The sequence below is a fragment of the Arthrobacter sp. GW822-FHT05G07 genome (genome assembly GCF_058799755.1).
Window position 1 is genome coordinate 531,208 of record NZ_JBXALT010000001.1, and the last position, 24,614, is coordinate 555,821.

The following is a 24,614-nucleotide window of genomic DNA, read 5'->3' on the forward strand; positions in this document are numbered from 1 at the left end:
AACAGTTGGACCTGAATGTCACATTCAGGTCACGGCGCGTCTCCCTAATGCGAGAGGCGACCATCGACTGGGATTAGAGCCAGCCCATGGGGTCTACGACTTCACCGTTGACCTGGACCTCGAAGTGGAGGTGGCAACCGGTGGAAGCGCCCGTGGTGCCACTCAGGGCCACGGTGTCGCCGCGGTTCACGGTCTGTCCTACCTGGACGGTGAAGGACGACAGGTGGTTGTACGTGGTTTCGAGGCCATTGCCGTGGTCGACCACCACGCGGTTGCCTCCGCCGTACTCGTGCCATCCGGCGAAAGTGACCTTGCCGGTAGCTGCGGCGTGCACAGCCGTGCCGCACTGGGCTACGAAGTCCTGACCGCGGTGGAAGTCACCGGCACCACCCGTGAGCGGGCTGATGCGGTAACCGAAGGGGGATGCCGTGGTGAGCGTGTCAAGGGGGCTGGCCATGGTGCCAACGGATGAGGCGCGCTGGATGCTTCCAGCAGACTGGGCGCTGAGCAGCTGCTTCAGCTTTCCATCGGGGTCCGCGGCAGTAGCGACTGCGGCGCGGCTGAAGTCGATCTTGGCCGACGCGGCAGCGGAAACCTCGGGCTGGCTGCCGGCGGGGGCGGCGACGGCGAGGGCCGATTCGGTCTGTCCTGATTCCGACGTGGCCATGACGGGGCTTGTAGCCGGCAGGCCGACAGTCAGGGCAAGCCCGGTGGCGGCAAGCGCAACTCCGGCCTTCTGCCCGACGCCGCTGGCAGCGGCGAAGTCGGCAACCTGGCGCAGCGGGCTCTTACGGCGGCGCACCTGACGCTCGGTGTCGCGGGGCCGGATCTCCGTTACGACGGTGGCTGGCCGCAGCTCAGCAGCGGGGCCGGACGCGCGGCGGCGACCCCTGACGTTCTGCGATGTCAAACTCTGTTCCTCTCTCAAAAGCCTGCGAAGTTAGCTGTCGGATTCGGGTCAGAGAGTACAAAGACCCGGTCCGCACGAGGCGCTCACGGCACACAGGTATCCCAAGAGGGACTTGCATACGTGGGCACTTCTGCTGCGGACTTCACCCCAAGGCTGCTTCTTTAGACAGCCGCTTGTGGTTCCCCCGCCTCTGCCAGTGGTGGTGACACACCTGATCCGCTGGCAGAGCTCGGCTCCGGATCAGGTAACGCTTTGGTATCAGCGCTAGTAGATAACTATAGGGGATGAAGGCCTGCGGTAATAAATTCGTTATCAACAGGAGGCCGCTGAGAGAAGGAGGCTTTTATCATCTTTTTCGGAAAACCGCAGGTCACACGCGCGCCGAAGCGGGCAAAGTGAGGTTTGACACGGTGCTTTGGGGCTTCGCTCAGCTGAGTGAGACGAAGACGTGCGCGGCAACTTCCGGAGGCAGCTCCAACGCGCCCTCAATACCGGGGACCCGTACTGAGATGTACTCGCCGACGCGCTCCAGCGAGACACTTGCGCCCGGACGGATTCCGCCTTCGTCCAACTGGGTCAGGAGCTCGGGCTCCACCTGGATGGGCTCCGCGAGGCGGCTGACCACCACACGGGAATCCGCGGCATAGCCGTCCATGGCCTGCAGAAGGTTGACATCGAGCCGTGGGAACGGCTGGCTGGCAAGGCCACCAAGCGCTTCGAGTCCGGGGATGGGATTGCCATAGGGAGACTCCGTGGGGTGCTCCAGGAGCTCGTAGAGCCGACGCTCCACCCGCTCGCTCATGACGTGCTCCCAGCGACAGGCCTCATCATGCACGTAGGCCCAGTCCAGACCGATCACATCGGCCAGGAGGCGCTCCGCGAGGCGGTGCTTGCGCATGACCTCGGTGGCGCGCTTCCGCCCCACTTCAGTCAGTTCCAGGTGGCGGTCGTTGGACACAATCACCAGGCCATCGCGCTCCATGCGTCCAATGGTCTGGGAAACAGTGGGTCCGGAGTGGCGCAGTCGTTCGGCAATGCGCGCCCGGAGGGCCACAATGTTTTCTTCTTCAAGCTCCAAAATGGTCCGAAGATACATCTCAGTGGTATCGATCAGATCCGTCATCCAGCTCAGCTCTCCTCGAACGCAGTTCCTTGCGTAATCTCCACCGTACCGCGTCCCTAGCAAGGGCGGACGGTGTGCACCGCCGCCCCCTGAACGCCAACCACCAGCCTAGCTTATTTGGAATTACTCTGGATAATTCCGGTCGCATTCGGTGAGCCCGCATTCCACGTAGCGGACTATGACGGCCGCAGGTTCCTGCGCGCGGGCCGTGTCAGGCAGAATTGGGGTGTCGAAGGGGCAGTTGATGCCCCATGCCACCTCCCATCTCTAGCCGACACCCATTGGAGCGCCACGTGAGCGACAACAGCATCACCATTCCCGCCGACCTGCTGCCCAAGGACGGACGCTTCGGCGCTGGACCGTCCAAGGTTCGCCCGGAACAGATCGAAGCGTTGTCTGCCGCATCGACCACCATCCTGGGCACTTCCCACCGCCAGGCTCCGGTCAAGAACCTGGTTGGTTCGGTCCGTGAAGGACTCAGCCAGTTCTTCCGCGCTCCGGAAGGCTATGAAGTGGTCCTCGGCGTGGGCGGCTCCACAGCGTTCTGGGACGTGGCCGCGTTTGGCCTGGTAGAGCAGAAGGCACAGCACCTCTCCTTCGGCGAGTTCGGCTCAAAGTTCGCCGCCGCCACCAACAAGGCACCGTTCCTTGATGCTTCCTCCATCATCAAGTCCGAACCCGGCACCCGCCCGGTGGCACAGGCCGAAGCCGGCGTTGACGTCTACGCCTGGCCCCAGAATGAAACGTCAACCGGCGTGGCCGCCCCCGTCAAGCGCGTCGAGGGGGCTGACGAAGGCGCCCTCGTCCTGGTGGACGCCACCTCGGCAGCCGGCGGGCTGGACGTGGACGTCGCCGAGTCGGACGTCTACTACTTCGCGCCCCAAAAGAACTTCGCTTCCGACGGTGGCCTCTGGCTGGGCCTCTTCTCCCCCGCCGCCCTGGAGCGCGCGGCACGGGTCAAGGCAAGCGGCCGCTGGATCCCGGACTTCCTGGACCTGCAGACCGCCATTGACAACTCCAAGCTGAACCAGACGTACAACACCCCGTCGCTGTCCACCCTGGTGACCTTGGACGCCCAGGTGCAGTGGCTCAACAGCAACGGCGGCCTGGACTTCGCCAGCAAGCGCACGGCAGACTCCGCCAACCGTATCTACTCCTGGGCCGAGGCATCCGAGTACGCAACGCCGTTCGTTGCCAACGCCGAGGACCGCTCCAACGTCATCGCTACGATCGACTTTGACGACTCCATTGACGCCGCAGCCATCGCCAAGGTCCTGCGCGCCAACGGCGTGGTGGACACCGAGCCGTACCGTAAGCTCGGCCGCAACCAGCTGCGCATCGCCACCTTCGTCGCCATCGAGCCGGACGACGTTTCGGCACTGCTCGCGAGCATCGATTACGTTGTGGGCGAGTTGAAGAAGTAGCACCACGGGCTTTGGTCGGCGTCGTGCGGGTAGCTCCCGGACGGCGCCGCCGCTTTTTAAGGTGGGCTATCCGCCCTGCCGGCTTGCGCCGTCGTCGTCCGTGTCCGGACGGGCAAGCAGCGACTCCACCCGGAAGTGCTTCAGTCCACGGGCCCGTCGGTCAAAGCGGAGCCGCAGCTGCTTGGCGCGGATGATCCACAGCAAACCCACGACGGCGGTGCTGACGCCGGCAACCGCGGCGACGCCAACTGCCCATCGGGGGCCGCCGACGTTGGCCACCAAACCCACCAACGGCGCCCCGATAGGGGTGCCGCCCATGAAGATGGCCATATAGAGGGACATGACCCGCCCGCGCATCACAGCCTCCGTGGTGGATTGCACGTAACCGTTGGCGCTGGTGATCAAAGTCAGGGCGAACAGGCCGCAGGGAACCAGGGCGAGCCCGAAGAGCACAGCATTGGGGGCCAGGGCGGCAAGCGCGCTTGATATGCCGAAGCCGCCAGCGGCGCCGAAGATCAGCCTGAGGCGCGGCCGTCCGCGTCGGGCAGCCAGCAGTGCACCGGTCACGGATCCGATGGCCATGACGGAGTTCAACGCTCCGAACGCACCCGCGTCCATGCCGAATTGGGTTCCCACCATCGCGGCGATGAACAGGGGGAAGTTGAGCCCGAAAGTGCCCACAATGAAGATGGCCACTAGGACCACTTGGATATCCGGCCTGTTCCGGACGTAGCGCAACCCCTCCCGGATGCGCCCCTTCCCCGCCGCCGCACGGGGCTGGACGCGGAGCGATGACGCAGGAATGAGTTTGAGCGCCCACAACATGGCCACGAAGGACACGGTGTTGATGAGGAACACCCAGCCGGGACCCACCACCACCGTCAGCACGCCCGAGACAGCGGGTCCGATCATCCGGGCCACGTTGAAGGAGGCACTGTTGAGGGCCACCGCGTTGGGGAGGTAATCGTCGGTGACCAGCTCGGAGACGAACGTCTGACGGACGGGAGCGTCCAGGGCGGTCACGATTCCCAACATCAAAGCAAAGAGGTAGACGTGCCAGAGTTCGGCGACCCCCAGCAGCACCAGCACACCCAGCCCCGTGCTGAGCAGGGCCATGGCCACCAAAGTGATGAGGAGAAGTTTCCGCCGGCTATAACGGTCAGCCAGCAGCCCCGCCCACGGAGCAAGGAAAAGCTGGGGACCGAGTTGGAGCGCCAGAGTAATGCCCATGGCACCGGCGTCGTGCGCGGTCAGGTGGTCAAAGACCAACCAGTCCTGCGCCGTGCGCTGCATCCACGTGCCGATGTTGGAGATCAGCGCACCGAAGAACCAGATGCGGTAGTTGAGGATTCCGAGTGACCTAAAGGTGGACATCAGCGTCCGCCTTCGATGTGGTCACTCCGGGTTTCCGCAACGCTTATTCAGCCCCGGCTTCGTCGTCGTCGGCGCTTTCGTCGGCGATTTCGGGTTCGTCGGATTCAGCAGCCTCATCAGCCGGTTCAGTGGCCTCGTCTTCGGCCGCCTGCACAGACGCTTCCGTGACATCCTCAACGGTCTCTTCGACCAGCGGCGTCTCATCCTCGGGACGGACGCGTTTGGCCCACGGCACCCATTCAGGAGCCAGGATGGAATCCTCGGAGGGCAACAAACCAAGCTCGCTGACAGTCACGATCTTGGAGCGCGAGTTACGGGTCACCACGGCGTACCACTGCCAGCCGCCGTAGCCGGCGAGCCTGGACTCGAACAGATGGGTGACCACACGGTCCCCCTCCGACTTGGCGCCCAGGTGCGAGCCGACTTCGCCCGGATTGGCGATGCCTTCAACAGCCTCACGTGCAGTATCGACGGCGGCAGCCAGGAACGCGTCCGGCTTGCCCGTGCGCCACACGGGCAAACCGGCGCGGGGCTTGGCCGCGACGGGCTTCCGCGCGGGGGCGTCCCCGTTTGCAGGAGCCTGGGCAGCGTCAGGGACGGCCTTGGTGTCCTGTGCGGATTCCGATGTCATGGCCGGTCCTAGGCTTCCAGCTCGTCGGCAACCTTGCGCAGTGCCATGCTGATGGCCTTGGCCTTGTTGCCGTCGGGGTATTTGCCTGAAGACAGGGAGCCGGAGAGATTGTCCAGCACGGTGACCAAGTCCTGGACCATCGGCGCGAGGTCCCTGGCGTTCATGCGCTTGGCCTTGGCAATGGACGGCGTCTTCTCCAAGACACGCAGTCCAAGTGCTTGTGCTCCACGGCGGCCGTCGGCCACACCGAATTCCACGCGGGTCCCGGCTTTGAGCTCCGTTACGCCCGCGGGCAGGGACGTCTTGGGCAGGAATACTTCCTGGCCGTCTTCAGCCGCGAGGAATCCGAAGCCTTTTTCCTTGTCATACCACTTGACCTTGCCGGTAGGCACGTAATCAACCTTCTTCGTTCTTGCTTTGGGAGACACGTCGGGCCATTCACCGCATCCACAGTTATCTGCGGGATCGAGGGCGACAGCCCGGTCCGTGTTGGTCTGTTCCTTCAAGGTTATCCTGCCGGACCCCCTATTCCCGCTTTGCCGCGACCACGCGGTACGCGAAGATGACAACAGTTGCTTCCATGAATCGGCTTCGCGTGCTGCTGCTAGCGTTATTGGCATGACTTCCCCGGGTTACCGCCGCCCCATCATGATCATCGCCGCCGTCATTGCCGTCATCTCCCTGGCTGCCGTGGGCACGGTCATGGCTGTCGCATTCAACGGGGGCGTGCCACCGGTGTGGGTAACGTGGGCGGCCCTTTACGGACTTCCCGTAGCCTTCATGCTCGCCGTAGTTCTGGTGCTTGACTCTGTTCGCCAACGCCGCCGGCAGTAACCCACGGCCCCACTGACAGGCACGAGGGGCCCGGGGGCGGTAACGTTGGATTGATGTCCCTGATACGCGCGCTCAGCAAGGAACTCGAAGCGCGCAGCGACGATTCGCTGCGGGCCTTGTTTGCCGCGCGACCGGACCTCATCTCCCCCATGGCGCCTGACTTCCCGGCTTTGGCTGCGAGGGCGAGCGCACGGGTCAGTGTCCAACGTGCCTTGGAACGGTTGAACAAGCCCGAGATGCAGGTCCTGGAAACACTGCACCTGTGCACCAATGCCGATACCGGCCACAGTATTTCCTCGGCCGGGCTGAAGAAGGTCATTGCGGGTTCCACCCTTTCGGCGCTGGACCCCATCCTCGCCAAATTGCAGGATCTGGCCCTGGTACATCGGGCAGATCCGCCCACCGGCTCGCCGGCAACCTCGTCCCGTCAGCGCTTCTACCTTCCGGTGGGCAGCCTCAAAGACGTCATCGGAATCTACCCTGCGGGTCTTGGGCGGAGCTATACAGAACTGGTACGGCTACAACCGGCCTTTGCCCAGCGGGTAGTGCAGTTGGTGGCCGAGCTTCATCAAAGCGGTGCCGGTATCCACCCCGCCAGCACTCCAATGGACGCGGCCCTGGCCTTGCAGCGCTGGACCTCCACTCCGGAGAACCTGCGCGCCATCCTGGCCACGGCACCCGACCGGACGGTGGCCTTGTTGGACAAGTTCGGCAGCTGGGCCATGGGCGCAGTACCCCAGGCGCAGCGCCGGGCTTCGGTCACCCACGAAAGCCATGATGTGGGGCCCATCGACTGGCTGTTGGCGCGGGGTTTGCTGGTCCCTTTGGACGCCGGCCACGTGGAGCTGCCCCACAGCGTGGGCCTTGCCTTGCGTGGTGGTGCAATCGTGGATGATTTCACGCTCGCCCCACCGGTTCCGGAACTCGGCCATACGAGTGCTGCCCTGCGACGCAATGCTGCCATGGGGGCCATCGCCGAGATTTTGCGGCTGGCGGCTGAGCTTTTGTTCGCAGTCCGGGAGCAGCCTCTGGCTACCCTTCGGAGCGGCGGTGTGGGCGTGCGCGAACTGCGGCGTTTGGCAGAGTCCATCCGTTTAGGTGCCCATGAGACGGCCATCCTCCTGGAGTTGTGCGCCATGGCAGGGCTGCTCCGCTTGGACGTGGACAGCTCCACGTGGGTACAGCCACCGTCGCTCGAATGGCTCAACCTGCCCCGGCAGGAACAGTGGCTGTGGCTGGTCAACGCATGGCTGGCAAGCGAGCGGGCACCTTCATTGGTGGGGCAGCCTCTCGCTGGCCCGTCGTCGTCGGCCGCCCATCAAGGCGCGGCAGGCACCACCATCAACGCCTTATCCGCGGAGGCACAACGGCCCGACGCCCCGGTGGTGCGCCGGCGGGTTCTGGAGATCCTGAATGAGCTCACTGTGGAGGCCGCAGCGCCGGACGGGAAGGCGCCCGTCCTGGATGCCAGGGCCGTGCTGCAGCGGGCCGAGTGGGCGCAGCCACGGATGTCCCGCCGGTTCAGTTCCCTGGTGCGCGGCATCCTTGAGGAAGCCACGATCCTTGGCCTGATGGGATCCGGTGCGTTGACGCAGTTGGGTTCGGCCATCGCTGACGGCCAGCCGGAACAAGCCATGACCATCCTCGGCGAACATTTGCCCGCTGCGGTGAACCACATCCTCCTCCAAGCAGATCTCACGGCCGTGGCGCCCGGTTACCTTGCGCCGGAACTCAGCGAGACCTTGCTGTTGATGGCCGACGCCGAGGGGCAGGGCCCGGCGTCGATCTACCGTTTCTCAGCCGCCACCATCCGGAGGGCGCTCGACGCCGGACAGGATGCGGAATCGCTGTTGGCGTTCCTTCGTGAGCATTCCGCCACGGACGTGCCCCAACCTTTGGAGTACCTTGTCCAGGACACCGCGTCCCGGCATGGCCGGCTCCGTATCGGCACGAGTGCCAGCTTCATCCAGAGCGACGACGAAACTGCCATCACCGATCTCCTGCGCGAGGCCCGGACGTCCGTCTTGAGCCTGGTGCGCATCGCCCCCACCGTTCTGACGTCCTCCGCCAGTCCGCGCGAGACTGCGCGTGTCCTTCGCGAGCTGGGACTCTCGCCTGCCGTGCAGGAGGCCGAGCCCGCCGTCGTGCGTTTCAAACGGACCACGGCGGTGCCGGGCAGCGCACGGCCTGTCTACTCGGCGCCCCGAATGGCTCCGCCGGACGACGACGTCGAAGCACAGCTTTCGGTCCTGCGGCAACACCGCGCCGTCCCGGCTGAAGCGGCGGGCGAGGCGTCCACCCAGCTGGGCCTGGAGACACTGCAGACGGCCATCCGGCTCAAACAGGCGGTCACCATGAACGTGGTGGACAGCTTGGGGAATGCCAACACCGAAACCGTTGTTCCTGTATCCGTCTCCGGTGGGCGTGTCAGGGTGTTCGATCCCGCCAAGGACACCGAACGGGTGTTGTCCATCCACCGGATCATCGATGTGGAACCCGCAGGAGAACTGCGTACATGAAAACAGCGCCGTCCCTGAGAACTGCGCAAGTGAGGATTCAACAGTGACCGACGGTCCGCTGATCGTACAAAGTGACAAGACCATCCTGCTGGAGGTCGACCACGAGCTCGCTACCGAGGCACGCCACGCCATCGCCGCGTTCGCCGAGTTGGAGCGCGCCCCGGAACATATGCACAGCTACCGGCTGACGCCGTTGGGTCTCTGGAACGCCCGGGCGGCAGGGCTGGATGCGGAACAGGTGCTGGATACGCTGCTGAAGTACTCGCGCTTTCCCGTGCCGCACGCCTTGCTGATCGATGTGGAAGAGACCATGTCCCGCTATGGCCGGCTGCGGCTTGAGAAGGATCCGCAGCACGGGCTGGTGATGCGGACCGATGACTATCCGGTGCTGGAAGAAGTCATCCGTGCCAAGAAGATCGCTCCCCTGCTGGGGCCGCGGATCGACGGCGAAACGGTGGTGGTGCATTCCTCCCAGCGTGGACAGTTGAAGCAGTTGCTCCTCAAACTTGGGTGGCCCGCTGAGGACCTTGCCGGCTATGTGGACGGGCAACCACACCTGATCATGCTGGACGAAAGCGGCTGGCAGTTGCGCCCTTACCAAAAGCTGGCCACGGAGAACTTCTGGGCCGGCGGCAGCGGCGTCGTCGTGCTTCCCTGCGGTGCGGGAAAGACGCTGGTAGGCGCGGCAGCCATGGCCACGTCCTCCACCACCACACTGATCCTGGTCACCAACACCGTCTCTGCGCGGCAGTGGAAGGACGAATTGCTCAAGCGGACATCGTTGACGGAGGACGAAATCGGCGAGTACTCGGGCGCGGTCAAGGAAGTCCGGCCCGTCACCATCGCCACCTATCAGGTCCTGACCACAAAGCGCGGCGGGCTCTACCCGCACCTGGAACTCGTGGACGGGCATGACTGGGGCCTCATCATCTATGACGAGGTCCACCTGCTGCCCGCCCCGATCTTCCGGATGACAGCGGATCTCCAAGCCCGGCGGCGGCTCGGCCTCACGGCAACGTTGGTGCGCGAGGACGGGCGTGAAGGCGAGGTGTTCAGCCTGATCGGACCCAAACGATACGACGCACCGTGGAAGGACATTGAGGCACAGGGCTACATCGCCCCCGCCGACTGTGTTGAAGTGCGCGTGGACCTCCCCCGCGACGAGCGGGTGGCTTACGCCATGGCTGAGGATGCTGACAAGTACCGGCTGTGCGCCACCTCGGAAACCAAAACCAAACTGGTGGAAGAGCTCGTAGCCGTCCACAAGGGCGAGCAGTTGCTGGTGATCGGCCAGTACATCGACCAGTTGGACGAGATTGCCGAAAGGTTGGACGCTCCCCTGATCAAGGGCGAAACCAGCGTCAAGGCACGGCAGAAGCTCTTCGACGCGTTCCGCAAGGGTGAGATCCACACCTTGGTGGTGTCCAAGGTGGCCAACTTCTCCATCGACCTGCCTGAAGCATCGGTCGCCATCCAGGTTTCAGGTTCCTTTGGCTCGCGGCAGGAGGAGGCCCAGCGCTTGGGACGCCTCCTGCGTCCCAAGCAGGACGGCCGCGCAGCCCGTTTCTACTCGCTGGTGGCGAGGGACACCCTGGACCAGGATTTCGCTGCGAAACGCCAACGGTTCCTGGCCGAGCAGGGCTACGCCTACCGGATCATGGATGCCAAAGATGTGGGCAAGGACGCTGGTCAGGCACAGTAGCCTGGCTGGTCTTGGGACAAAGAACCTCAGGGCCCTTGCTAATCATCTCCAGCGACTTTACGATTCCTAGTGAAGCTCTCCGCCCTTAAAGGTTGCCCCTGGTCCAGGCAGCCCGGCGGCCAGCCGTCGGCGGTGGGGGAATCCCGCAGCCAGGGAGCCGACGGTTTGAAGGCCTAGAAGAATCTGAGAATTTCCACCAGAGGATTCCCCAATGCGCAAAGCCCTCCTGGTCCTCTCCGCGATCGTCCTGCTGTCCGCACTCGCACAGCTGTTCTTCGCCGGATACTTCCACTTCCAAAACACCATCGAAGCCCAACGTGAAGCGGGCGTCTACCACGCAGTTAATGGCCAATATGTGTTGCGCTATGCGGCATTGCTGGCTGCAATCGTCGCGGCCATTGCCCGGATGGGATCCCGGACGATCTGGCTGGCGGCAGGCATTTTCCTGCTGACGTGGCTCCAGCTGTTCATCTTCATCATCGGCGGCATGCTGACCGGGTCCTCGCCGGAATTCATCACCCCGGCAGGCTCGTGGGTGGTCTCCATCCACCCCATCGTTGGTGTGCTGATGATCTTCATGTCCTACTGGCTGTTCAAACGCGCCCGGGCGGCGGCCCTTAATCCCCAACCGCTGCCTCCCAAGGCGGCATCCTCGGATGCTTCCACCTCGCCAAGAACAGCCTGACCAACGGCAGCTGTGAACACCTCGCAGCTGCTGGCGGTAGACCTGGTGCTGTCCGCCTTGGCGGCCGGCGCATGGATTGCCGCCGCCTGGTTGACAGCGTCCGTGAGGACGGACGCTTCAAGCACCGCTTCTCCGAACACCGACAGTAAACCGGACAAATCCCGCGGGATTGACCTGGCATTGCTGTTGGTGGGTGCAGCCGTCGCACTGACAGTGGGTCGGTACGCATTGCTTCCTGCTTTGGTGGCGGGCAGTTGGTGGTTTGCCAGCGAACGCATAACCATCAACGTGCCTCTGACCGCCATCCCCGCGGCTTGGGCCGCGACGGCCGGTGTTCCGTTCTTGCTGAGGAGGCGGAACACCGGCTCCAAACCCGTCACAGGAGACCCCGGGCGTCCGGGACGATCCCGCGAGTGGGCCGTTCTGGCCATGGTGGCAGCTGCCTCGTCAGCTGTGGCATCACTGGCACTAACGTTCATCCTTGGGCCGTTCCCGGCCCTCTGGAGCCTCGCGGTGCTGCTGTTCATGGTGGCCGCCAGTGTGCTGATCGCCAAGCTCTCCCTGTTTACGCCGCAACGCGTCGCCAGGGAAGGTGCGGCCGCTCGGGCAGCAGTGTCAGTTCGGGCGGGCGCGCCAGTCCGGGCAGGCCGCCGGGGCGGCGCCTCTCCCCTCGGCAGGCGGCCGACGGCGGCTGCTGCAGTTGCCGGGCTCATGATCTGTACCGCTTTGGGCTCGGGTGTCTTCGCCTGGCTTGGGAGCCGGTCCGCCGACGGCGCGACCATCGCTGCCGCCGTCGGGCATCATGGCGGCACTGGCGCACCGGTGACGGATCCGACGCCGGTGACCAGTCTGGTGGGCGACGCCCCCGCCGCCGCCGTGGTCCGGCACTACGAGCTGACGGCCAGGGTGGAACAGGTGACGCTGCCCTCCGGGCAGACCACGGAAGCCTGGACGTACGGCAGCCTGCCGGGCCCGCCATTGGAGGCTCAGCTGGGCGAAGTCATGGAGGTGGTGCTGAACAACCGGGACGTAACTGCCGGCGTGACGCTCCACTGGCACGGTTACGACGTCCCCAACGCCATGGATGGAGTCGCCGGCGCTACTCAGGACGCCGTGATGCCCGGGGAGTCCATGACGTATCGTTTCGCGGCCGCCCAAACGGGCACCTACTGGTATCACACCCATCAAGATTCGGCCGAGGGGGTTCGCAAGGGCCTCTACGGCACGTTCGTCGTGCACCACCCCGCTTCGCCCCGTGCTGACACGGACATTGTGGTGGCAGGGCACGACCTGAGCGGTCTGGGGTTGCTGGGCTCCTCAGACCGTGGCAGTGCCCACACGGCCGCCCCTGGCTCAAACGTGCGGGTGCGGCTTATCAACACCGATTCCGTGCAGCAGCGGTACCTGATCCAAGGCTCCGCCTTCAAAGCCGTGGCGGTTGATGGGACCGAAGTGAACCAGCCCCAGGACGTAACCGGCAAACTGCTGCGACTCGGAGCCGGCGGCCGGGTGGACATCGCCTTCACCATGCCAGCCACACCAGTGACCGTGCGCTCGGACACCGCGGCCAGTGCTGTAGTGGTCATTGCCCCGCCCGGTTCACCTGCCGCAGATGAGGCTGCCACGCCTGAAGACGTGGTCCCGGACAAAGCGCCGGCAGGCGTCTTCACCACCACACCCGTGCTCGACCTGTTGGAGTATGGCAAACCCAGGCCCGAGGAATTGGATGGTGGGGAAAAGGATGGTGGCGGGAAGGCGGCAAAGCGGCCCATCACCCGTGAGGAGGTGATGGTGTTGGACCGGCAGTTCCGCTTTGTAGACGGCATTCCCCGGTACGCCTTTACTGTGAACGGGGCTGCTTATCCGCTGGTTCCGTCCATTGAGGTAGCTAAGGGCGACACCGTGAAAGTGACGGTAGTAAACCGCACCTCCGAACCTCATCCGATGCACCCCCACGGTCATCATGTGCAAGTACTGAGCAGGAACGGCGTGACCCCAAGCGGATCACCGCTCATCCTGGACACCGTGGATGTGTTGCCGGGCGAAGTCTGGGAACTGCTGCTCCACGCCGACAACCCTGGAATCTGGATGGACCACTGCCACAACCTGGACCACGCGGCAGAGGGGATGATGATGCTGCTGAAGTACCAAGGCGTGTCGTCGCCGTTCGTGCACGGCGGCCATTCCCATAACCGTCCGGAGTGATGGACAGCTGAGGCTTGCGCCTCAGGCGACCATCCGGCTGGTGACTTCGATGGTGACGTGGTCCACCACGGCCCAGCCGTCGTCATCGCGGAGTTGGGCACTGGCGAACCGTTCGGCTGCGGCCAGGTCATCAAAGTCCTCGCGGCGAACGCGGCCTGAATCGGTATCCAGATACGTCACATGGAATTCGACGTCGCTGTTACGGTGCTGGTGGATGCTTAATGGAGCTGTTGTGTTTGCCATGTTTTAAGTGTGGATCGGGGCACTGACATTTTTTGAAGCATCCGTGGGCGTGTTCGGATTTCAAGGGGTCCCGACGGTCCCGGCCCTCCGCAGATACCGGGCCGAAACGTCGCGGACGGTTTCACTGAGCACGTCCAACACCCGGGATGCCGTCCTCCACCGCTGCCAGTAGAGCTGCACATCGAAAGGCCGGTCCGGGGCGAGTTCGATCAGCCGGCCGTCCGCTATATCCGGCCCGCATTGAACTTCCGGAATCAGCCCCCAGCCGAGGCCTAACCGGATCGCGTCGCCGAAGTCCTGGGAAGCGGGGACGTAATGGCGCGGTCCTTTCCGGCCCGGAACCGGGCGACCCTCAGCCGTGAACGCCCACTGCACGAAGGCCCACTGGTAGGTGTCTTTGCGGTCGAAGTCCACGGTGGTGGCCGCGTTGAGTGTTGCCCCATCAAAGCCCTTATCCAGCCCCGGGAACCAGCGCTCCACAAAGTGCGGGGCCGCGACGGCGCGGTACCGCATGACCCCGAGGCTTTCTACGCGGCACCCCTGCACGGGTTCGGGCGTGGCGGTGACGGCGGCCATGACCGTGCCTGAGCGAAGCAAGGAAGTGGAGTGTTGTTCGTCGTCGCGGTGGAGGTCGAAGGTGACGTTGAGGTCTCCGGGCACCTGGGCCAGCGCCTTAAGGAACCACACCGCCAGGGAATCCGCGTTGACCACGATCGGTACGGCAAGTTGCGCTGCGTCGGCACCCAACCCCAGTTCCCGCCCGGCATCGGCTTCGAGTTGCGCCACCTGCCTGGCCAGACGCAGCACAACCTCGCCGGCTTCGGTGGCCTGGGCAGGGTTGCTGCGTTGCAGCAGGACCCTGCCGGCCGACTGTTCGAGCGCCTTCAGCCGTTGTGAGACCGCCGACGGCGTGATGTGCAGCAGGCGGGCGGCAGCATCCAGTGTGCCCTCGGAGAGGACCGTGGCAAAGGTCAGCAGCTGTTCGGAGGGGAAATGGGACATAAGGAGATCTTACGTGGCGTGAGAATATTTAGCTGTTCTAAATACCTCTGGAAACGTAATTTCGAAGGGTGAACTCTATTGATTTCTTCCACTCAGCAGGCCTCGGCCTGGCCACCGGGCTCGCCCTCATCGTCGCCATCGGAGCACAGAACGCCTTTGTGCTCCGCCAGGGAATCCGGGGCGAGCACATCGTCCCTATTGTGGCTGTATGCGCGTTGTCCGACGCCGTCCTTATCGCGGCCGGAGTCCTTGGCACCGGCGCCCTTATTACGGCAGCTCCGGCCGCCGTCGTGATTCTTCGCTACGTGGGGGCCGCGTTCCTGGTGACATACGGCCTCATGGCAGCCCGCCGGGCGTTGCGTCCGCAGTCGCTGACAACGAGTGAAGGAGCAGCCAACGACGGCGGCGCGAAGCGCGGTCTCGCCGCGGCCGTCGCCACCGTCCTCGCCCTGACGTGGCTCAACCCGCACGTATACCTGGATATTGCCCTTCTCGGCTCCATAGCCAGTGCCCAAGGAGCTCAATTGCAGTGGTGGTTCGGGGCCGGCGCCATGCTGGGCAGCATCGTCTGGTTCTCATCACTGGGATTTGGCGCACGATTCCTCCGAAACTTCTTTGCCCGGCCCATGTCCTGGCGATTCCTGGACGGCGGGATCGCCGTGACCATGGTGGCGTTGGGAGCGGGGTTGGTGCTGGGGGCCTGAAGTGGCACAAGCACACCGCGGCGGCCACGCAGACCGCTCCCATGCGGCATCCAGAAAACTCCCAGTTTCTGGGAGCATCATGGATGTCATGAAAAAGAACGGTCCTGAAGCCAAGCTTCTTGTTGTCGACGACGAGCCCAACATCCGCGAGCTGCTGTCCACGTCGCTGCGTTTTGCGGGCTTCGAGGTCGTCGCGGCCGCCAATGGTCGCGAAGCCCTCGCAGCGGCCGACCTCCACTCACCGGATCTGGCAGTCCTCGATGTCATGCTGCCTGACATGGATGGCTTCACGGTGACGCGCCGCCTCCGTGCTGCCGGCAAGCACTTCCCCGTCCTGTTCCTCACGGCGAAGGACGATACCGAGGACAAAGTCACCGGCCTCACAGTCGGTGGCGACGACTACGTCACCAAACCCTTCAGCCTGGACGAAGTGGTGGCCCGCATCCGCGCCGTCCTTCGCCGTACGCAGCCACTTGAGGACGACGACGCCGTGATCCGCGTTGACGACCTTGAACTCGACGACGACGCCCATGAGGTCCGCCGTGGAGGCACGGTGATCGAGCTGTCCCCCACCGAGTTCAAGCTCCTGCGCTACCTCATGTTGAATCCCAACCGCGTGCTGTCCAAGGCCCAGATCCTGGACCACGTCTGGGAGTACGACTTCAACGGTGACGCCTCGATCGTGGAGTCGTACATTTCCTATCTGCGACGCAAGGTGGACATCGATCCCGATGCCGCGGCCCTCATCCAGACCAAGCGCGGCGTGGGCTACGTGCTGCGAACGGCAGAGAAGCGCTGACCCTTGCTGCTTCGCTGGAAATCGGCGTCCCTGCGGTCGCAACTCGTCGCCATCATTATGGGCTTGCTCCTGCTCGCCTTGGCTGCCACGGGTGCGGGAACGCTGACGCTCGTCAAGAGTTACCTGCAAGGCCAGGTGGACGACAAACTCAAGGCCGCCGTCGCCTTGGCGCAGGACCAGCAGTCCTTTGACAAGCTGGCGCAGCCCAACCCTACGGCTCCCACTGACTCCACAGTTCCCACGGACTACTCGCTGACGCTGTACGTACCCGGGCTGGAGCCCTATCCCTTCGGCGGTAGCCAGAGTGACCGTCCCGCGATCGCGAACATCACCGCAGCTGAAGCCAAGCTCCGCGGTAACTCCCCCTTCCAGGTCAGGGGCACCGCCGGTAGCAACTGGCGCGTGGTGGCCATTGGCGTCACTGCCAACGGCCAGAACGGCGTAGTGATCATTGGGCTGCCGCTCACGCCAGTGGACAAAGTGATGGAGCACGCAGTCCTGGTGGTAGTGGGCGTGGGCCTGTTGACCCTGGTGCTGGCTTTCTTCATCGCCACCTGGACTGTGGCACGTTCCTTCCGTCCGCTCGCCAAGGTGGAAAAGACGGCTGCGGCCATTGCTGCCGGTGACCTGTCCCGCCGCGTTGAAGTGGATAACCCTCACACCGAGGTCGGACGGCTGGGCGGCTCTTTGAATGCCATGCTTGCCCACATCGAGGCCTCTTTCGCTGCCCGTGCCGCGTCCGAAGGGCGCATGCGCCGCTTCGCGGCCGATGCCTCCCATGAGCTGCGCACGCCGTTGGTCACCATTCGCGGCTTCTCGGAGCTGTATCGTCACGGAGCCTTGGCCACCAAGGAGGACGTGGCCATGGCGATGGGCAGGATCGAAAGCGAAGCCAAGCGCATGGGTTCCATGGTGGAAGACCTCTTGATGCTGGCCCGCCTCGATGAGCAGCGCCCCCTTCAGCTCAAGCCCGTGGACCTGCAGCTCCTTGCACACGATGCTGTGGTGGATACCAAGGCCTCCTCCGGAGACCGGACCATCACGCTCACCGGACTGGACGGCAGCTCCCCCACTGCTGCGCCGGTCCAGGGTGACGAAGCCAAACTTCGGCAAGTCATCGGGAACTTGGTGGGAAATGCGCTGCGGTACACACCCGAGGGAAGCCCCATAGAACTCGCTGTCGGTGTTCGAAAGACCCCGACGGGTTCAGTTTCCGTCATCGAGATCCGCGATCACGGGCCGGGCATTCCGGAGACGGAAACCAACAAGATCTTTGAACGTTTCTACCGTGCGGATACCTCACGCACCAGGGAGACGGGCGGCAGCGGCCTCGGCCTTGCGATTGTTGCAGCGATTGTCGCCTCCCACGGCGGCACGGTCGACGTGGGAGAGACCGACGGCGGCGGCGCCACTTTGGTGGTCAGCCTTCCGTACCATGAGGAATCTGCGGCGCTGTTATCCACATAGCCCCGTTGTCCACATAGCGACGAACCGTTGTTCTGCGGTTGCGGGTGGCTGCTTAGGCTCGATGTTGTGGCCCACGCTTCCCACCGCAACACGCGGAACATCTTCGTCGAAAGGCATCACCCATGAGCGTCATCTCCGTCGATACCGAACTGCTCCAGCTCAAGTCGGCCAACGTCAAAGGAACTGTTGATCGGATCAGTTCTGATGTCCAGACCATGAGGCGAGGCTTGGAGGAACTTGAGGCGACCTGGCGGGGAACAGCTGCCACGAATTTTCAGGCGCTTGTTCTTGAATGGTCGCTGACGCAGAGCAAGGTTGAAGCCTCCTTGGCTTCCATCAACATGGCCTTGTCCTCAGCTGCCGCAAGCTATGTGGAAGTGGAGCAAGGTAACACCCAGCGCTTCACGTACTAGCTGAACCGTGCGCGGTTCTACCGCTCCATGAACTCCTGCGGGACGGCTGTCTTCCCCCTGTGCAGCCGCCTCGCAGGTCAGGAACAACTCGCATCCGGCGCTAATTCTCCGGCTTAATTCTCAACAGTCCCTTGATGGAACCGCAGCCGCCATTGACCGCGGTCCAGCAACCAGACAGAACTGCGGAGCGCCGAGCCGGTGTGCGCGAAGCTGCGGTAATTCAGCAAAATGGTGTTGTCGCTGAGCCGGTCCGCGCTGAGTAGTTCCAGTTCGGTGGGTTCGCCGGGGTCCTCTTCCAATGCCATCATCATGGCGTCCCGTGTCCAGAACCTGCCCGAGCTGCCAATCTCCGCGAAGTCCGGGTGGAGCAGCACGCCGATCCTGCCAATATCAGCCCTCACGTCAGGCTTGAGCAGTTCCCGCTCCAAAGCCAGGACTGTGTCCTCAGCCGACAGTTGCTGCGTGGAAGCGTCAACATCCAGTTCACTGAAAAGATCAGCTTGGCCAAACATGCCGGACTCGCCAAAGAGTGTCGGCTCAAAGTGCGGCCGGGAGCTGCGGTCAGCCTTCGGGGGTGCAGAACCGACGGCTGCCGGGGAGACTCCGGCGGCAGCGGTTGCCGGGACGGGCATGGACGAACGGGCCTGTACGCGCTCTTCCGCACGCGGCTGAGACTCAACATCCGCCTGTGCCTTGCCTTGCACCTGAGCCTTGGTCTGTGCCTGTGCCTGTGCCGTACCCTCCCCCTGCGCACCGGGGAACCCAGGGCCGGCCCTGTGCGCTACGCCCTGCTGGTAGGCCGTGGCAACTGCGCGAGCACGCTCGTCTGCGGCCTCGTTGAGGTCGTGGCCCGCGTGGCCCTTGACCCATTCGAAGGTGTATTTGCGGCCAACGATCGCTTGGTCAATGTCTTTGAGAAGGTCCACGTTCAGCACGGGCTTGCCGTCTGCCTTCCGCCAGCCCTTCCGTTTCCAACCCGGCATCCACTTGGTGATGCAGTTGATGACGTATTGGCTGTCGCAAAGGATCAGCAGCTCTTCCTGCGGCACGTGGGCCGTGGACCGGAACAGGTCCAGGACGGCCATCAGTTCACCCTGGTTGTTGGTACCGTGCGGCCAACCTCCTGCTCGCCAACAGGAGTCATCAACGTACCAGGCCCAACCGGCCGGCCCAGGATTACCGAGGGCGGAACCATCGGCGGCAGCAATAATCGTCATGGGTTAATCCTGCCAGACCACACCGACACTGAAACCGTGATAGTACCCAAGTGAGTCGTAGTAGATGCCGTTTTGAACACTCAATAGGGCATCTGCTGCTACCTACTTGGGTGACGCAGCCAGGGGTGCCGACGCAGAACGGCGGTCCCCACCACATGGTGAGGACCGCCGTCGTCATGCTGTTCAGCGTGAGGCTGGGCGCTGTATCGCTACAGCAGGGAGGCTTAGAAGCCGCCCATGCCGCCCATGTCGTCGCCGCCGGGAGCCGGAGCGTTCTTCTCCGGCTTGTCGGCAACTACGGCCTCGGTGGTCAGGAAGAGACCAGCGATGGAAGCAGCGTTCTGGAGAGCCGAGCGGGTGACCTTTACGGGGTCGTTGACGCCGGCAGCCAGAAGGTCTTCGTAGACACCCGTGGCAGCGTTCAGGCCGTGGCCGGAAGGCAGGCCGCGAACCTTGTCCACCACAACGCCCGGCTCGAGGCCGGCGTTGAAGGCGATCTGCTTCAGCGGTGCGTCGATGGCAACCTTGACGATGTTGGCACCGGTTGCCTCGTCACCCTGGAGGGTGAGGTTGGCGAATGCCTTGGCGCCAGCCTGGATGAGGGCAACGCCACCACCGGCAACGATGCCTTCTTCAACAGCAGCCTTTGCGTTGCGGACTGCGTCCTCAATGCGGTGCTTGCGTTCCTTGAGCTCAACTTCGGTTGCGGCACCGGCCTTGATGACTGCAACGCCGCCGGCCAGCTTGGCCAGGCGTTCCTGCAGCTTCTCGCGGTCGTAGTCGGAGTCGGAGTTCTCGATCTCGGCGCGGATCTGGGCCACGCGGCCTGCGATCTGCTCGGCGTCGCCGGCACCTTCAACGATGGTGGTCTCGTCCTTGGTGACAACAACCTTGCGGGCGGTGCCCAGGAGTTCCAGGCCAGCGTTTTCGAGCTTGAGGCCAACTTCTTCGGAGATGACCTGACCACCGGTGAGGATGGCGATGTCGGCAAGCTGTGCCTTGCGGCGGTCACCGAAGCCCGGAGCCTTGACGGCAACGGACTTGAAGGTGCCACGGATCTTGTTGACGATCAGGGTGGCCAGGGCCTCGCCCTCGATGTCTTCGGCGATGATCAGCAGCGGCTTGTTGGACTGCATGACCTTCTCCAGAACCGTGACGAGTTCCTTCACGTTGGAGATCTTGGAGTTGACGATCAGGATGTACGGGTCCTCGAGGACCGTTTCCTGGCGCTCTGCGTCGGTGACGAAGTAAGCCGAGATGTAGCCCTTGTCGAAGCGCATGCCTTCGGTGAGTTCGAGCTCCAGGCCGAAGGTGTTGGATTCCTCGACCGTGATGACGCCTTCCTTGCCCACCTTGTCCAGGGCTTCGGCGATGAGGCTGCCGATTTCCGGGTCGCCGGCGGAGATGGAAGCCGTAGCTGCGATCTCTTCCTTGGTTTCGATTTCCTTGGCGGAGGCCAGCAGTTCGCTGATGACTGCCTCAACAGCCTTCTCGATACCGCGCTTGAGGGACAGCGGGTCGGCGCCGGCGGCAACGTTGCGCAGGCCTTCCTTCACCAGTGCCTGGGCCAGTACGGTTGCAGTGGTGGTACCGTCGCCAGCGACGTCATCCGTCTTCTTGGCAACTTCCTTGACCAGTTCTGCACCGATCTTCTCGTAAGGATCGTCCAGTTCGATCTCCTTGGCGATGGAAACACCATCGTTGGTGATCGTGGGGGCGCCCCACTTCTTTTCGAGGACGACGTTGCGTCCACGCGGGCCGAGGGTGACCTTGACGGCGTCTGCGAGGATGTTCAGGCCCCGCTCGAGGCCGCGGCGAGCCTCTTCATCAAATGCAATGATCTTGGCCATAACGGCGGTAGTCCTTTCGGGACAGTCGTTAAGAAGGTACCTGTCAGATGGGGTGCCCGCGACGGACGGTCCTTTGCTTGCGGCCTCTGTATGCCCCGCGCTCCGGACCTCACCCCACCAAGGTGTTTCTTGATCCTCCGCCGGTCCAATGCCTGTCCGCCGCCGGGGTTAGCCGGGCCGGGTTTAGCAGTCGAACCATAGGAGTGCTAAATCAATAATTAGCACTCGACCGGGGAGAGTGCAAGCAGAGATGCCACTTTGCTCTACATACAAAGGGATTTCAGCCGAGGGCTGACGTGACGGGCACGGATCCAGGAGCGGAACTACGCGACGCGAACACCTTCGGCTTGTGGGCCTTTCTGCCCCTCCCCCAGTTCGAACTCAACCCGCTGACCTTCTTCGAGGGCGCGGAAGCCATCCATCTGGATGGCGGACCAGTGCACAAAGACGTCGTCGCCGGATTCATCCACAGTGATGAAGCCGTATCCTTTTTCGGCGTTGAACCATTTGACGGTTCCCAAAGCCATGATGCCCACACTTTCGCAGTAGCCAAGACCGGTAGCCGGGATCTCCGTACCGGAATTAATCCACTGTAACCATTGTCACTGGCACCGCGCTGCTGTGGATGGCCAAGGCACCGCTTTTGTTATTGAGGCTTAACCGAGTTGGGGAATTTCAGCTGCGGAAGGGGCCTGGAGCTTATTGGTAACCGGGCCCGGCCACAACCACCAGCGGCTGTTGAACCTCGGGCGTTTCCACGATGGTCTGGATGCCCAGTAGCGTACCCAAGGCCTCCGCGTTGGCCTTCTGCTCGGGCGCGTTGTAGAAGATTACGGACGTCTGCTGCGGCAGTCCGCCCCAGTTTCCTACCGTGCTCAGCGCCCAACCGTCGCCCTGGACGAGGCCTGCCACACGCCCTGCCAAGCCCGCAGTCCCCGCGCCGTTGTACACAGCCACCGGAGTGCTCTTATCCACCGGCGCGGACGACGGGGTAGCAGAAGGAGATTCCGACGGCGTCGGTTCGCTGCTGGGTTCGCTGGAAGCGGTAGGTGCGCTGCTGGATTCGGTGGGTTCAGCGGACGGCGCCGTAGATGTCTGCTGGGGTGCCGGCGTCGTGGTGTTCGACGAAGCGCTGGGTGCTACCAGCCCAAGGTTGGGGAGGATCAGGAAGGCCACCAGCCCAAGCACCAAGGCCACTGCCCCAACGGTCAGGACCGGCCACAGAGTGGGGCGTGCGGTCTCTTGGGCGTCGCGGTGAACGCCTTGACGGGACGTGTTCTGCGGAACCCGGTCGAATTCGTCCTTGGCATATTTGGTCATGGTGAAGCCGTGTCCTTGCTGGTTGCTGCTGACAGATCAGCCTGGCGATTTACGCGTCGGACCCCAAGCGACGTGCAGTCCTCGCGCGCTGGCGGGACGTACGTAGTCTACGCAATCTCTTGACGAGCATGGGATCGTGGGCCAACGCGTCCTCGGTATCAATGAGCGCGTTCAGGATCTGGTAATAGTGTGTGGCGGAGAGATCGAACAGCTCCCGGATAGCCTGTTCCTTGGCCCCGGCGTACTTCCACCATTGCCGCTCCAGCGCCAGCATCTGCTGGTCCCGTTCACTCAACGGAGAGTCACTACGGGTCTCGGCCGCGAGGTCCTCAAGGGCAAAGCCGGTGCTCTGCGACGCCATCGGTTCCGGTACTGGTTCTGCCACGGCACACTCCTTCGACGCTTGATGGGGGAAAATGTCCTACCCCCATGTTACGGGCGAATAACAACGGTGTCATTCGCAGGCGCGGCGCCGCGCGGGAGACAATGGCGTGGTGACTGGTGAGGATGCACTCTTTGATCTTGAACCTGCCGACGCAGCTGACCCGGGCTTCACCGCCCTCCTTGAGCTGTCCCTCGAGGAGCTGATGGCTCCCGACTGGGCAGATGCACTGCGCCCTGTTGAGGGCCAACTCCGGGAAGCCTTGGGTTATGTAGCCGGCCAAGCATCCAGCGGCACCCAGGTTCTACCTGCTGCCAAGAACCTGTTGCGCGCCTTCAATCAGCCTCTGGCCGACGTCAAAGTCTTGATTCTCGGCCAGGATCCGTACCCAACCCCGGGCCACGCCGTCGGGCTTTCCTTCGCCGTTTCCCGCCCAACCCGGCCCATCCCCCGAAGCCTCGCCAACATCTACCGTGAACTCCATGACGACCTCGGCCTGCCGCCACGTGTCCACGGCGACCTCAGTGCTTGGTCGGAGCAAGGCGTCCTGCTGCTGAACCGTGTCCTCAGCGTCGAAGCGGGGAACGCAGGCTCCCACCGCGGCAAGGGCTGGGAGGCCATCACGACGGCGGCCGTCACCGCCGTCGTAAACCGTACGGACGGCGCGGGGCGGCAAAGTCCGCTGGTCGCGATCCTGTGGGGCAAGGATGCCGAGGGCGTCGTGCCATTGCTCGGCGGGGCACCGTCCATCGTGTCCGTCCACCCGAGTCCGCTTTCGGCCTCGAGGGGCTTCTTCGGCTCAAAGCCTTTTAGCCGGACCAACGATCTCCTGGTGGGCTTGGGCGCGGACCCCATCAATTGGGAGTTACCTGTTCTGTAGCTTGCGACGAACTGTAACCTTCGACTCATACCCAGCTGGTGTGCAGGCAATTAGCTTAGGCTTACCTTCATGACTGCTCTCCCCGTCACTTCGTCCGCCTCACGCAAAACCCGTCCGCAGGTCAACCTGACCGTCCTGCGAAATGAACGCCTCTCACCGCATATGGTGCGGATTGTGGCTGGCGGACCCGGATTCAGCGACTACGAGAACAACGACTACGTGGACCGCTACGTCAAGATCGTCTTTCCGCAACCGGGCGTCGAGTACGAACTCCCGCTGGACCTGTGGGCCATCCGCGACACCATGCCCCGCGAGCAGTGGCCCCACACCCGCACGTACACCATCCGCTGGGTGGACTTGGAAGCGCAGGAACTGGCCATCGACTTTGTGGTGCACGGCGACGAAGGACTGGCGGGCCCTTGGGCAGCCGCTGCCAAACCAGGTGACTCGCTGATCTTCACGGGCCCGGGCGGCGCGTATAACCCCGCCCCCGCGGCCGATTGGTACCTGTTCGCCGGCGACGACGCCGCGATACCGGCCATTGCGGCCTGCGTTGAGGCCCTCGCTCCTGAAGCCCGGGGAACCGTCTTCCTCGAGGTGGATAACGAGGCCGACATTCTTCCGATTTCGGCGCCCGCCGGTGTGGAGCTGCATTGGCTCCTGCGCAAGGGCGTTCAAGCCGGGTCCAGCGAACTGCTTCTCGAAGCTCTCCGCACCACCGAATGGTTGCCCGGACGCGTGGACGTCTTCGCCCACGGCGAGCGAGGCTACATGAAGGGACTCCGCGAGATCTTTTTCGTGCAGCGCGGTTTGGAGCGTTCGCAGGTCTCACTGTCCGGCTACTGGGCGCAAGGTCGTGTGGAGGAAGTCTTCCAGGCAGAGAAGAAGCTCCCAGTGGGACAGATCTAGCCTCTCAGTCCTCAAAGCCGA

At 63.6% G+C, this 24,614-nt stretch carries 24 protein-coding genes and 1 riboswitch; of the genes, 12 read left to right on the forward strand and 12 right to left on the reverse strand.

Translation table 11 applies throughout. The features are described from left to right. Nucleotides 1–73: 73 nt before the first annotated feature. Together AC1RJY_RS02335 and AC1RJY_RS02340 are read right to left on the reverse strand one after the other, a co-directional pair. Nucleotides 74–910, reverse strand: coding sequence for a M23 family metallopeptidase (locus AC1RJY_RS02335; RefSeq protein WP_011773754.1), 837 nt, complete (start codon nucleotides 908–910; stop codon nucleotides 74–76). 4 nt (nucleotides 911–914) lie between these two features. Next, a riboswitch (cyclic di-AMP (ydaO/yuaA leader) is annotated at nucleotides 915–1,155 on the reverse strand. A gap of 182 nt (nucleotides 1,156–1,337) precedes the next feature. Beyond that, the gene (locus tag AC1RJY_RS02340; protein WP_011773753.1) at nucleotides 1,338–2,033 is read right to left on the reverse strand and encodes an iron-dependent transcriptional repressor DtxR; all 696 of its coding nucleotides are present in this window, start codon (nucleotides 2,031–2,033) and stop codon (nucleotides 1,338–1,340) included. Nucleotides 2,034–2,326: 293 nt separating this feature from the next. On the opposite strand from AC1RJY_RS02340, the gene serC reads away from it, so the two are divergent. After that, nucleotides 2,327–3,457 carry a phosphoserine transaminase gene (serC, locus tag AC1RJY_RS02345; RefSeq protein ID WP_011773752.1) on the forward strand — a complete coding sequence of 377 codons (1,131 nt, stop codon included), beginning with the start codon at nucleotides 2,327–2,329 and terminating at the stop codon, nucleotides 3,455–3,457. Nucleotides 3,458–3,523: 66 nt separating this feature from the next. Here the strand turns inward: serC and AC1RJY_RS02350 are convergent, their stop codons facing one another. Genes AC1RJY_RS02350 through AC1RJY_RS02360 form a run of 3 tightly spaced genes read right to left on the reverse strand, consistent with a single transcriptional unit; the run spans nucleotide 3,524 to nucleotide 5,854 of the window. Beyond that, a complete protein-coding gene (locus AC1RJY_RS02350; RefSeq protein ID WP_011773751.1) occupies nucleotides 3,524–4,831 on the reverse strand; it encodes an MFS transporter in 1,308 nt (435 codons plus the stop codon). A gap of 43 nt (nucleotides 4,832–4,874) precedes the next feature. Further along, nucleotides 4,875–5,462, reverse strand: coding sequence for a DUF3027 domain-containing protein (locus tag AC1RJY_RS02355; protein ID WP_011773750.1), 588 nt, complete (start codon nucleotides 5,460–5,462; stop codon nucleotides 4,875–4,877). Nucleotides 5,463–5,470: 8 nt separating this feature from the next. Then, complete coding sequence (locus tag AC1RJY_RS02360; protein WP_011773749.1) at nucleotides 5,471–5,854, reverse strand: cold-shock protein; 384 nt, start codon at nucleotides 5,852–5,854, stop codon at nucleotides 5,471–5,473. A gap of 226 nt (nucleotides 5,855–6,080) precedes the next feature. Between AC1RJY_RS02360 and AC1RJY_RS02365 the strand changes: the two genes are divergently transcribed. The 5 genes from AC1RJY_RS02365 to AC1RJY_RS02385 all read left to right on the forward strand — a co-directional run bounded on the left by AC1RJY_RS02365 (nucleotide 6,081) and on the right by AC1RJY_RS02385 (nucleotide 13,407). Next, complete coding sequence (locus tag AC1RJY_RS02365) at nucleotides 6,081–6,296, forward strand: hypothetical protein (RefSeq protein ID WP_014920916.1); 216 nt, start codon at nucleotides 6,081–6,083, stop codon at nucleotides 6,294–6,296. A gap of 53 nt (nucleotides 6,297–6,349) precedes the next feature. Further along, a complete protein-coding gene (locus AC1RJY_RS02370; protein WP_011773748.1) occupies nucleotides 6,350–8,815 on the forward strand; it encodes a helicase-associated domain-containing protein in 2,466 nt (821 codons plus the stop codon). Between the two features lie 43 nt (nucleotides 8,816–8,858). Continuing rightward, nucleotides 8,859–10,517 carry a DNA repair helicase XPB gene (locus tag AC1RJY_RS02375; protein WP_011773747.1) on the forward strand — a complete coding sequence of 553 codons (1,659 nt, stop codon included), beginning with the start codon at nucleotides 8,859–8,861 and terminating at the stop codon, nucleotides 10,515–10,517. A 211-nt stretch (nucleotides 10,518–10,728) separates the two neighbouring features. Next, nucleotides 10,729–11,202, forward strand: coding sequence for a hypothetical protein (locus AC1RJY_RS02380; protein ID WP_011773746.1), 474 nt, complete (start codon nucleotides 10,729–10,731; stop codon nucleotides 11,200–11,202). A gap of 12 nt (nucleotides 11,203–11,214) precedes the next feature. Then, nucleotides 11,215–13,407 carry a multicopper oxidase family protein gene (locus tag AC1RJY_RS02385; RefSeq protein ID WP_498601170.1) on the forward strand — a complete coding sequence of 731 codons (2,193 nt, stop codon included), beginning with the start codon at nucleotides 11,215–11,217 and terminating at the stop codon, nucleotides 13,405–13,407. 21 nt (nucleotides 13,408–13,428) lie between these two features. Here AC1RJY_RS02385 and AC1RJY_RS02390 read toward each other — a convergent pair whose 3' ends face one another. Continuing rightward, complete coding sequence (locus tag AC1RJY_RS02390) at nucleotides 13,429–13,650, reverse strand: hypothetical protein (RefSeq protein WP_498601171.1); 222 nt, start codon at nucleotides 13,648–13,650, stop codon at nucleotides 13,429–13,431. A gap of 60 nt (nucleotides 13,651–13,710) precedes the next feature. Continuing rightward, on the reverse strand, nucleotides 13,711–14,652 hold the full coding sequence (locus AC1RJY_RS02395) for a LysR family transcriptional regulator ArgP (RefSeq protein WP_498601172.1): 942 nt from the start codon (nucleotides 14,650–14,652) through the stop codon (nucleotides 13,711–13,713). Nucleotides 14,653–14,720: 68 nt separating this feature from the next. On the opposite strand from AC1RJY_RS02395, the gene AC1RJY_RS02400 reads away from it, so the two are divergent. The 4 genes from AC1RJY_RS02400 (at nucleotide 14,721) to AC1RJY_RS02415 (ending at nucleotide 18,035) form a co-directional block, all read left to right on the forward strand. Further along, nucleotides 14,721–15,356, forward strand: a complete 636-nt coding sequence (locus AC1RJY_RS02400; protein ID WP_498601173.1) for a LysE/ArgO family amino acid transporter — start codon at nucleotides 14,721–14,723, stop codon at nucleotides 15,354–15,356. Nucleotides 15,357–15,444: 88 nt separating this feature from the next. Beyond that, nucleotides 15,445–16,155, forward strand: a complete 711-nt coding sequence (locus tag AC1RJY_RS02405) for a response regulator transcription factor (protein ID WP_024819794.1) — start codon at nucleotides 15,445–15,447, stop codon at nucleotides 16,153–16,155. 3 nt (nucleotides 16,156–16,158) lie between these two features. Further along, the gene (locus AC1RJY_RS02410; protein ID WP_043469838.1) at nucleotides 16,159–17,622 is read left to right on the forward strand and encodes a sensor histidine kinase; all 1,464 of its coding nucleotides are present in this window, start codon (nucleotides 16,159–16,161) and stop codon (nucleotides 17,620–17,622) included. 122 nt (nucleotides 17,623–17,744) lie between these two features. Next, nucleotides 17,745–18,035 carry a WXG100 family type VII secretion target gene (locus tag AC1RJY_RS02415; RefSeq protein WP_011773740.1) on the forward strand — a complete coding sequence of 97 codons (291 nt, stop codon included), beginning with the start codon at nucleotides 17,745–17,747 and terminating at the stop codon, nucleotides 18,033–18,035. A 113-nt stretch (nucleotides 18,036–18,148) separates the two neighbouring features. Here AC1RJY_RS02415 and AC1RJY_RS02420 read toward each other — a convergent pair whose 3' ends face one another. The 5 genes from AC1RJY_RS02420 to AC1RJY_RS02440 all read right to left on the reverse strand — a co-directional run bounded on the left by AC1RJY_RS02420 (nucleotide 18,149) and on the right by AC1RJY_RS02440 (nucleotide 22,807). Next, complete coding sequence (locus tag AC1RJY_RS02420; RefSeq protein WP_498601175.1) at nucleotides 18,149–19,252, reverse strand: RNase H family protein; 1,104 nt, start codon at nucleotides 19,250–19,252, stop codon at nucleotides 18,149–18,151. A gap of 224 nt (nucleotides 19,253–19,476) precedes the next feature. Then, nucleotides 19,477–21,102: a chaperonin GroEL gene (gene groL, locus AC1RJY_RS02425; protein ID WP_011773738.1), complete on the reverse strand. Its 1,626-nt coding sequence runs from the start codon at nucleotides 21,100–21,102 to the stop codon at nucleotides 19,477–19,479. Between the two features lie 323 nt (nucleotides 21,103–21,425). Beyond that, nucleotides 21,426–21,629: a cold-shock protein gene (locus tag AC1RJY_RS02430; RefSeq protein ID WP_011773737.1), complete on the reverse strand. Its 204-nt coding sequence runs from the start codon at nucleotides 21,627–21,629 to the stop codon at nucleotides 21,426–21,428. Between the two features lie 172 nt (nucleotides 21,630–21,801). After that, nucleotides 21,802–22,422: a LytR C-terminal domain-containing protein gene (locus AC1RJY_RS02435; RefSeq protein WP_011773736.1), complete on the reverse strand. Its 621-nt coding sequence runs from the start codon at nucleotides 22,420–22,422 to the stop codon at nucleotides 21,802–21,804. A gap of 49 nt (nucleotides 22,423–22,471) precedes the next feature. Continuing rightward, nucleotides 22,472–22,807, reverse strand: a complete 336-nt coding sequence (locus AC1RJY_RS02440) for a DUF3263 domain-containing protein (protein ID WP_374100547.1) — start codon at nucleotides 22,805–22,807, stop codon at nucleotides 22,472–22,474. A gap of 106 nt (nucleotides 22,808–22,913) precedes the next feature. Here AC1RJY_RS02440 and AC1RJY_RS02445 point away from each other — a divergent pair, with 106 nt between their 5' ends. Continuing rightward, nucleotides 22,914–23,684 (forward strand): uracil-DNA glycosylase, encoded by a 771-nt coding sequence (locus tag AC1RJY_RS02445; protein ID WP_498601178.1) that lies wholly within the window; start codon nucleotides 22,914–22,916, stop codon nucleotides 23,682–23,684. Between the two features lie 69 nt (nucleotides 23,685–23,753). Continuing rightward, nucleotides 23,754–24,593 (forward strand): siderophore-interacting protein, encoded by an 840-nt coding sequence (locus AC1RJY_RS02450; RefSeq protein WP_498601179.1) that lies wholly within the window; start codon nucleotides 23,754–23,756, stop codon nucleotides 24,591–24,593. Nucleotides 24,594–24,614: the final 21 nt, after the last annotated feature.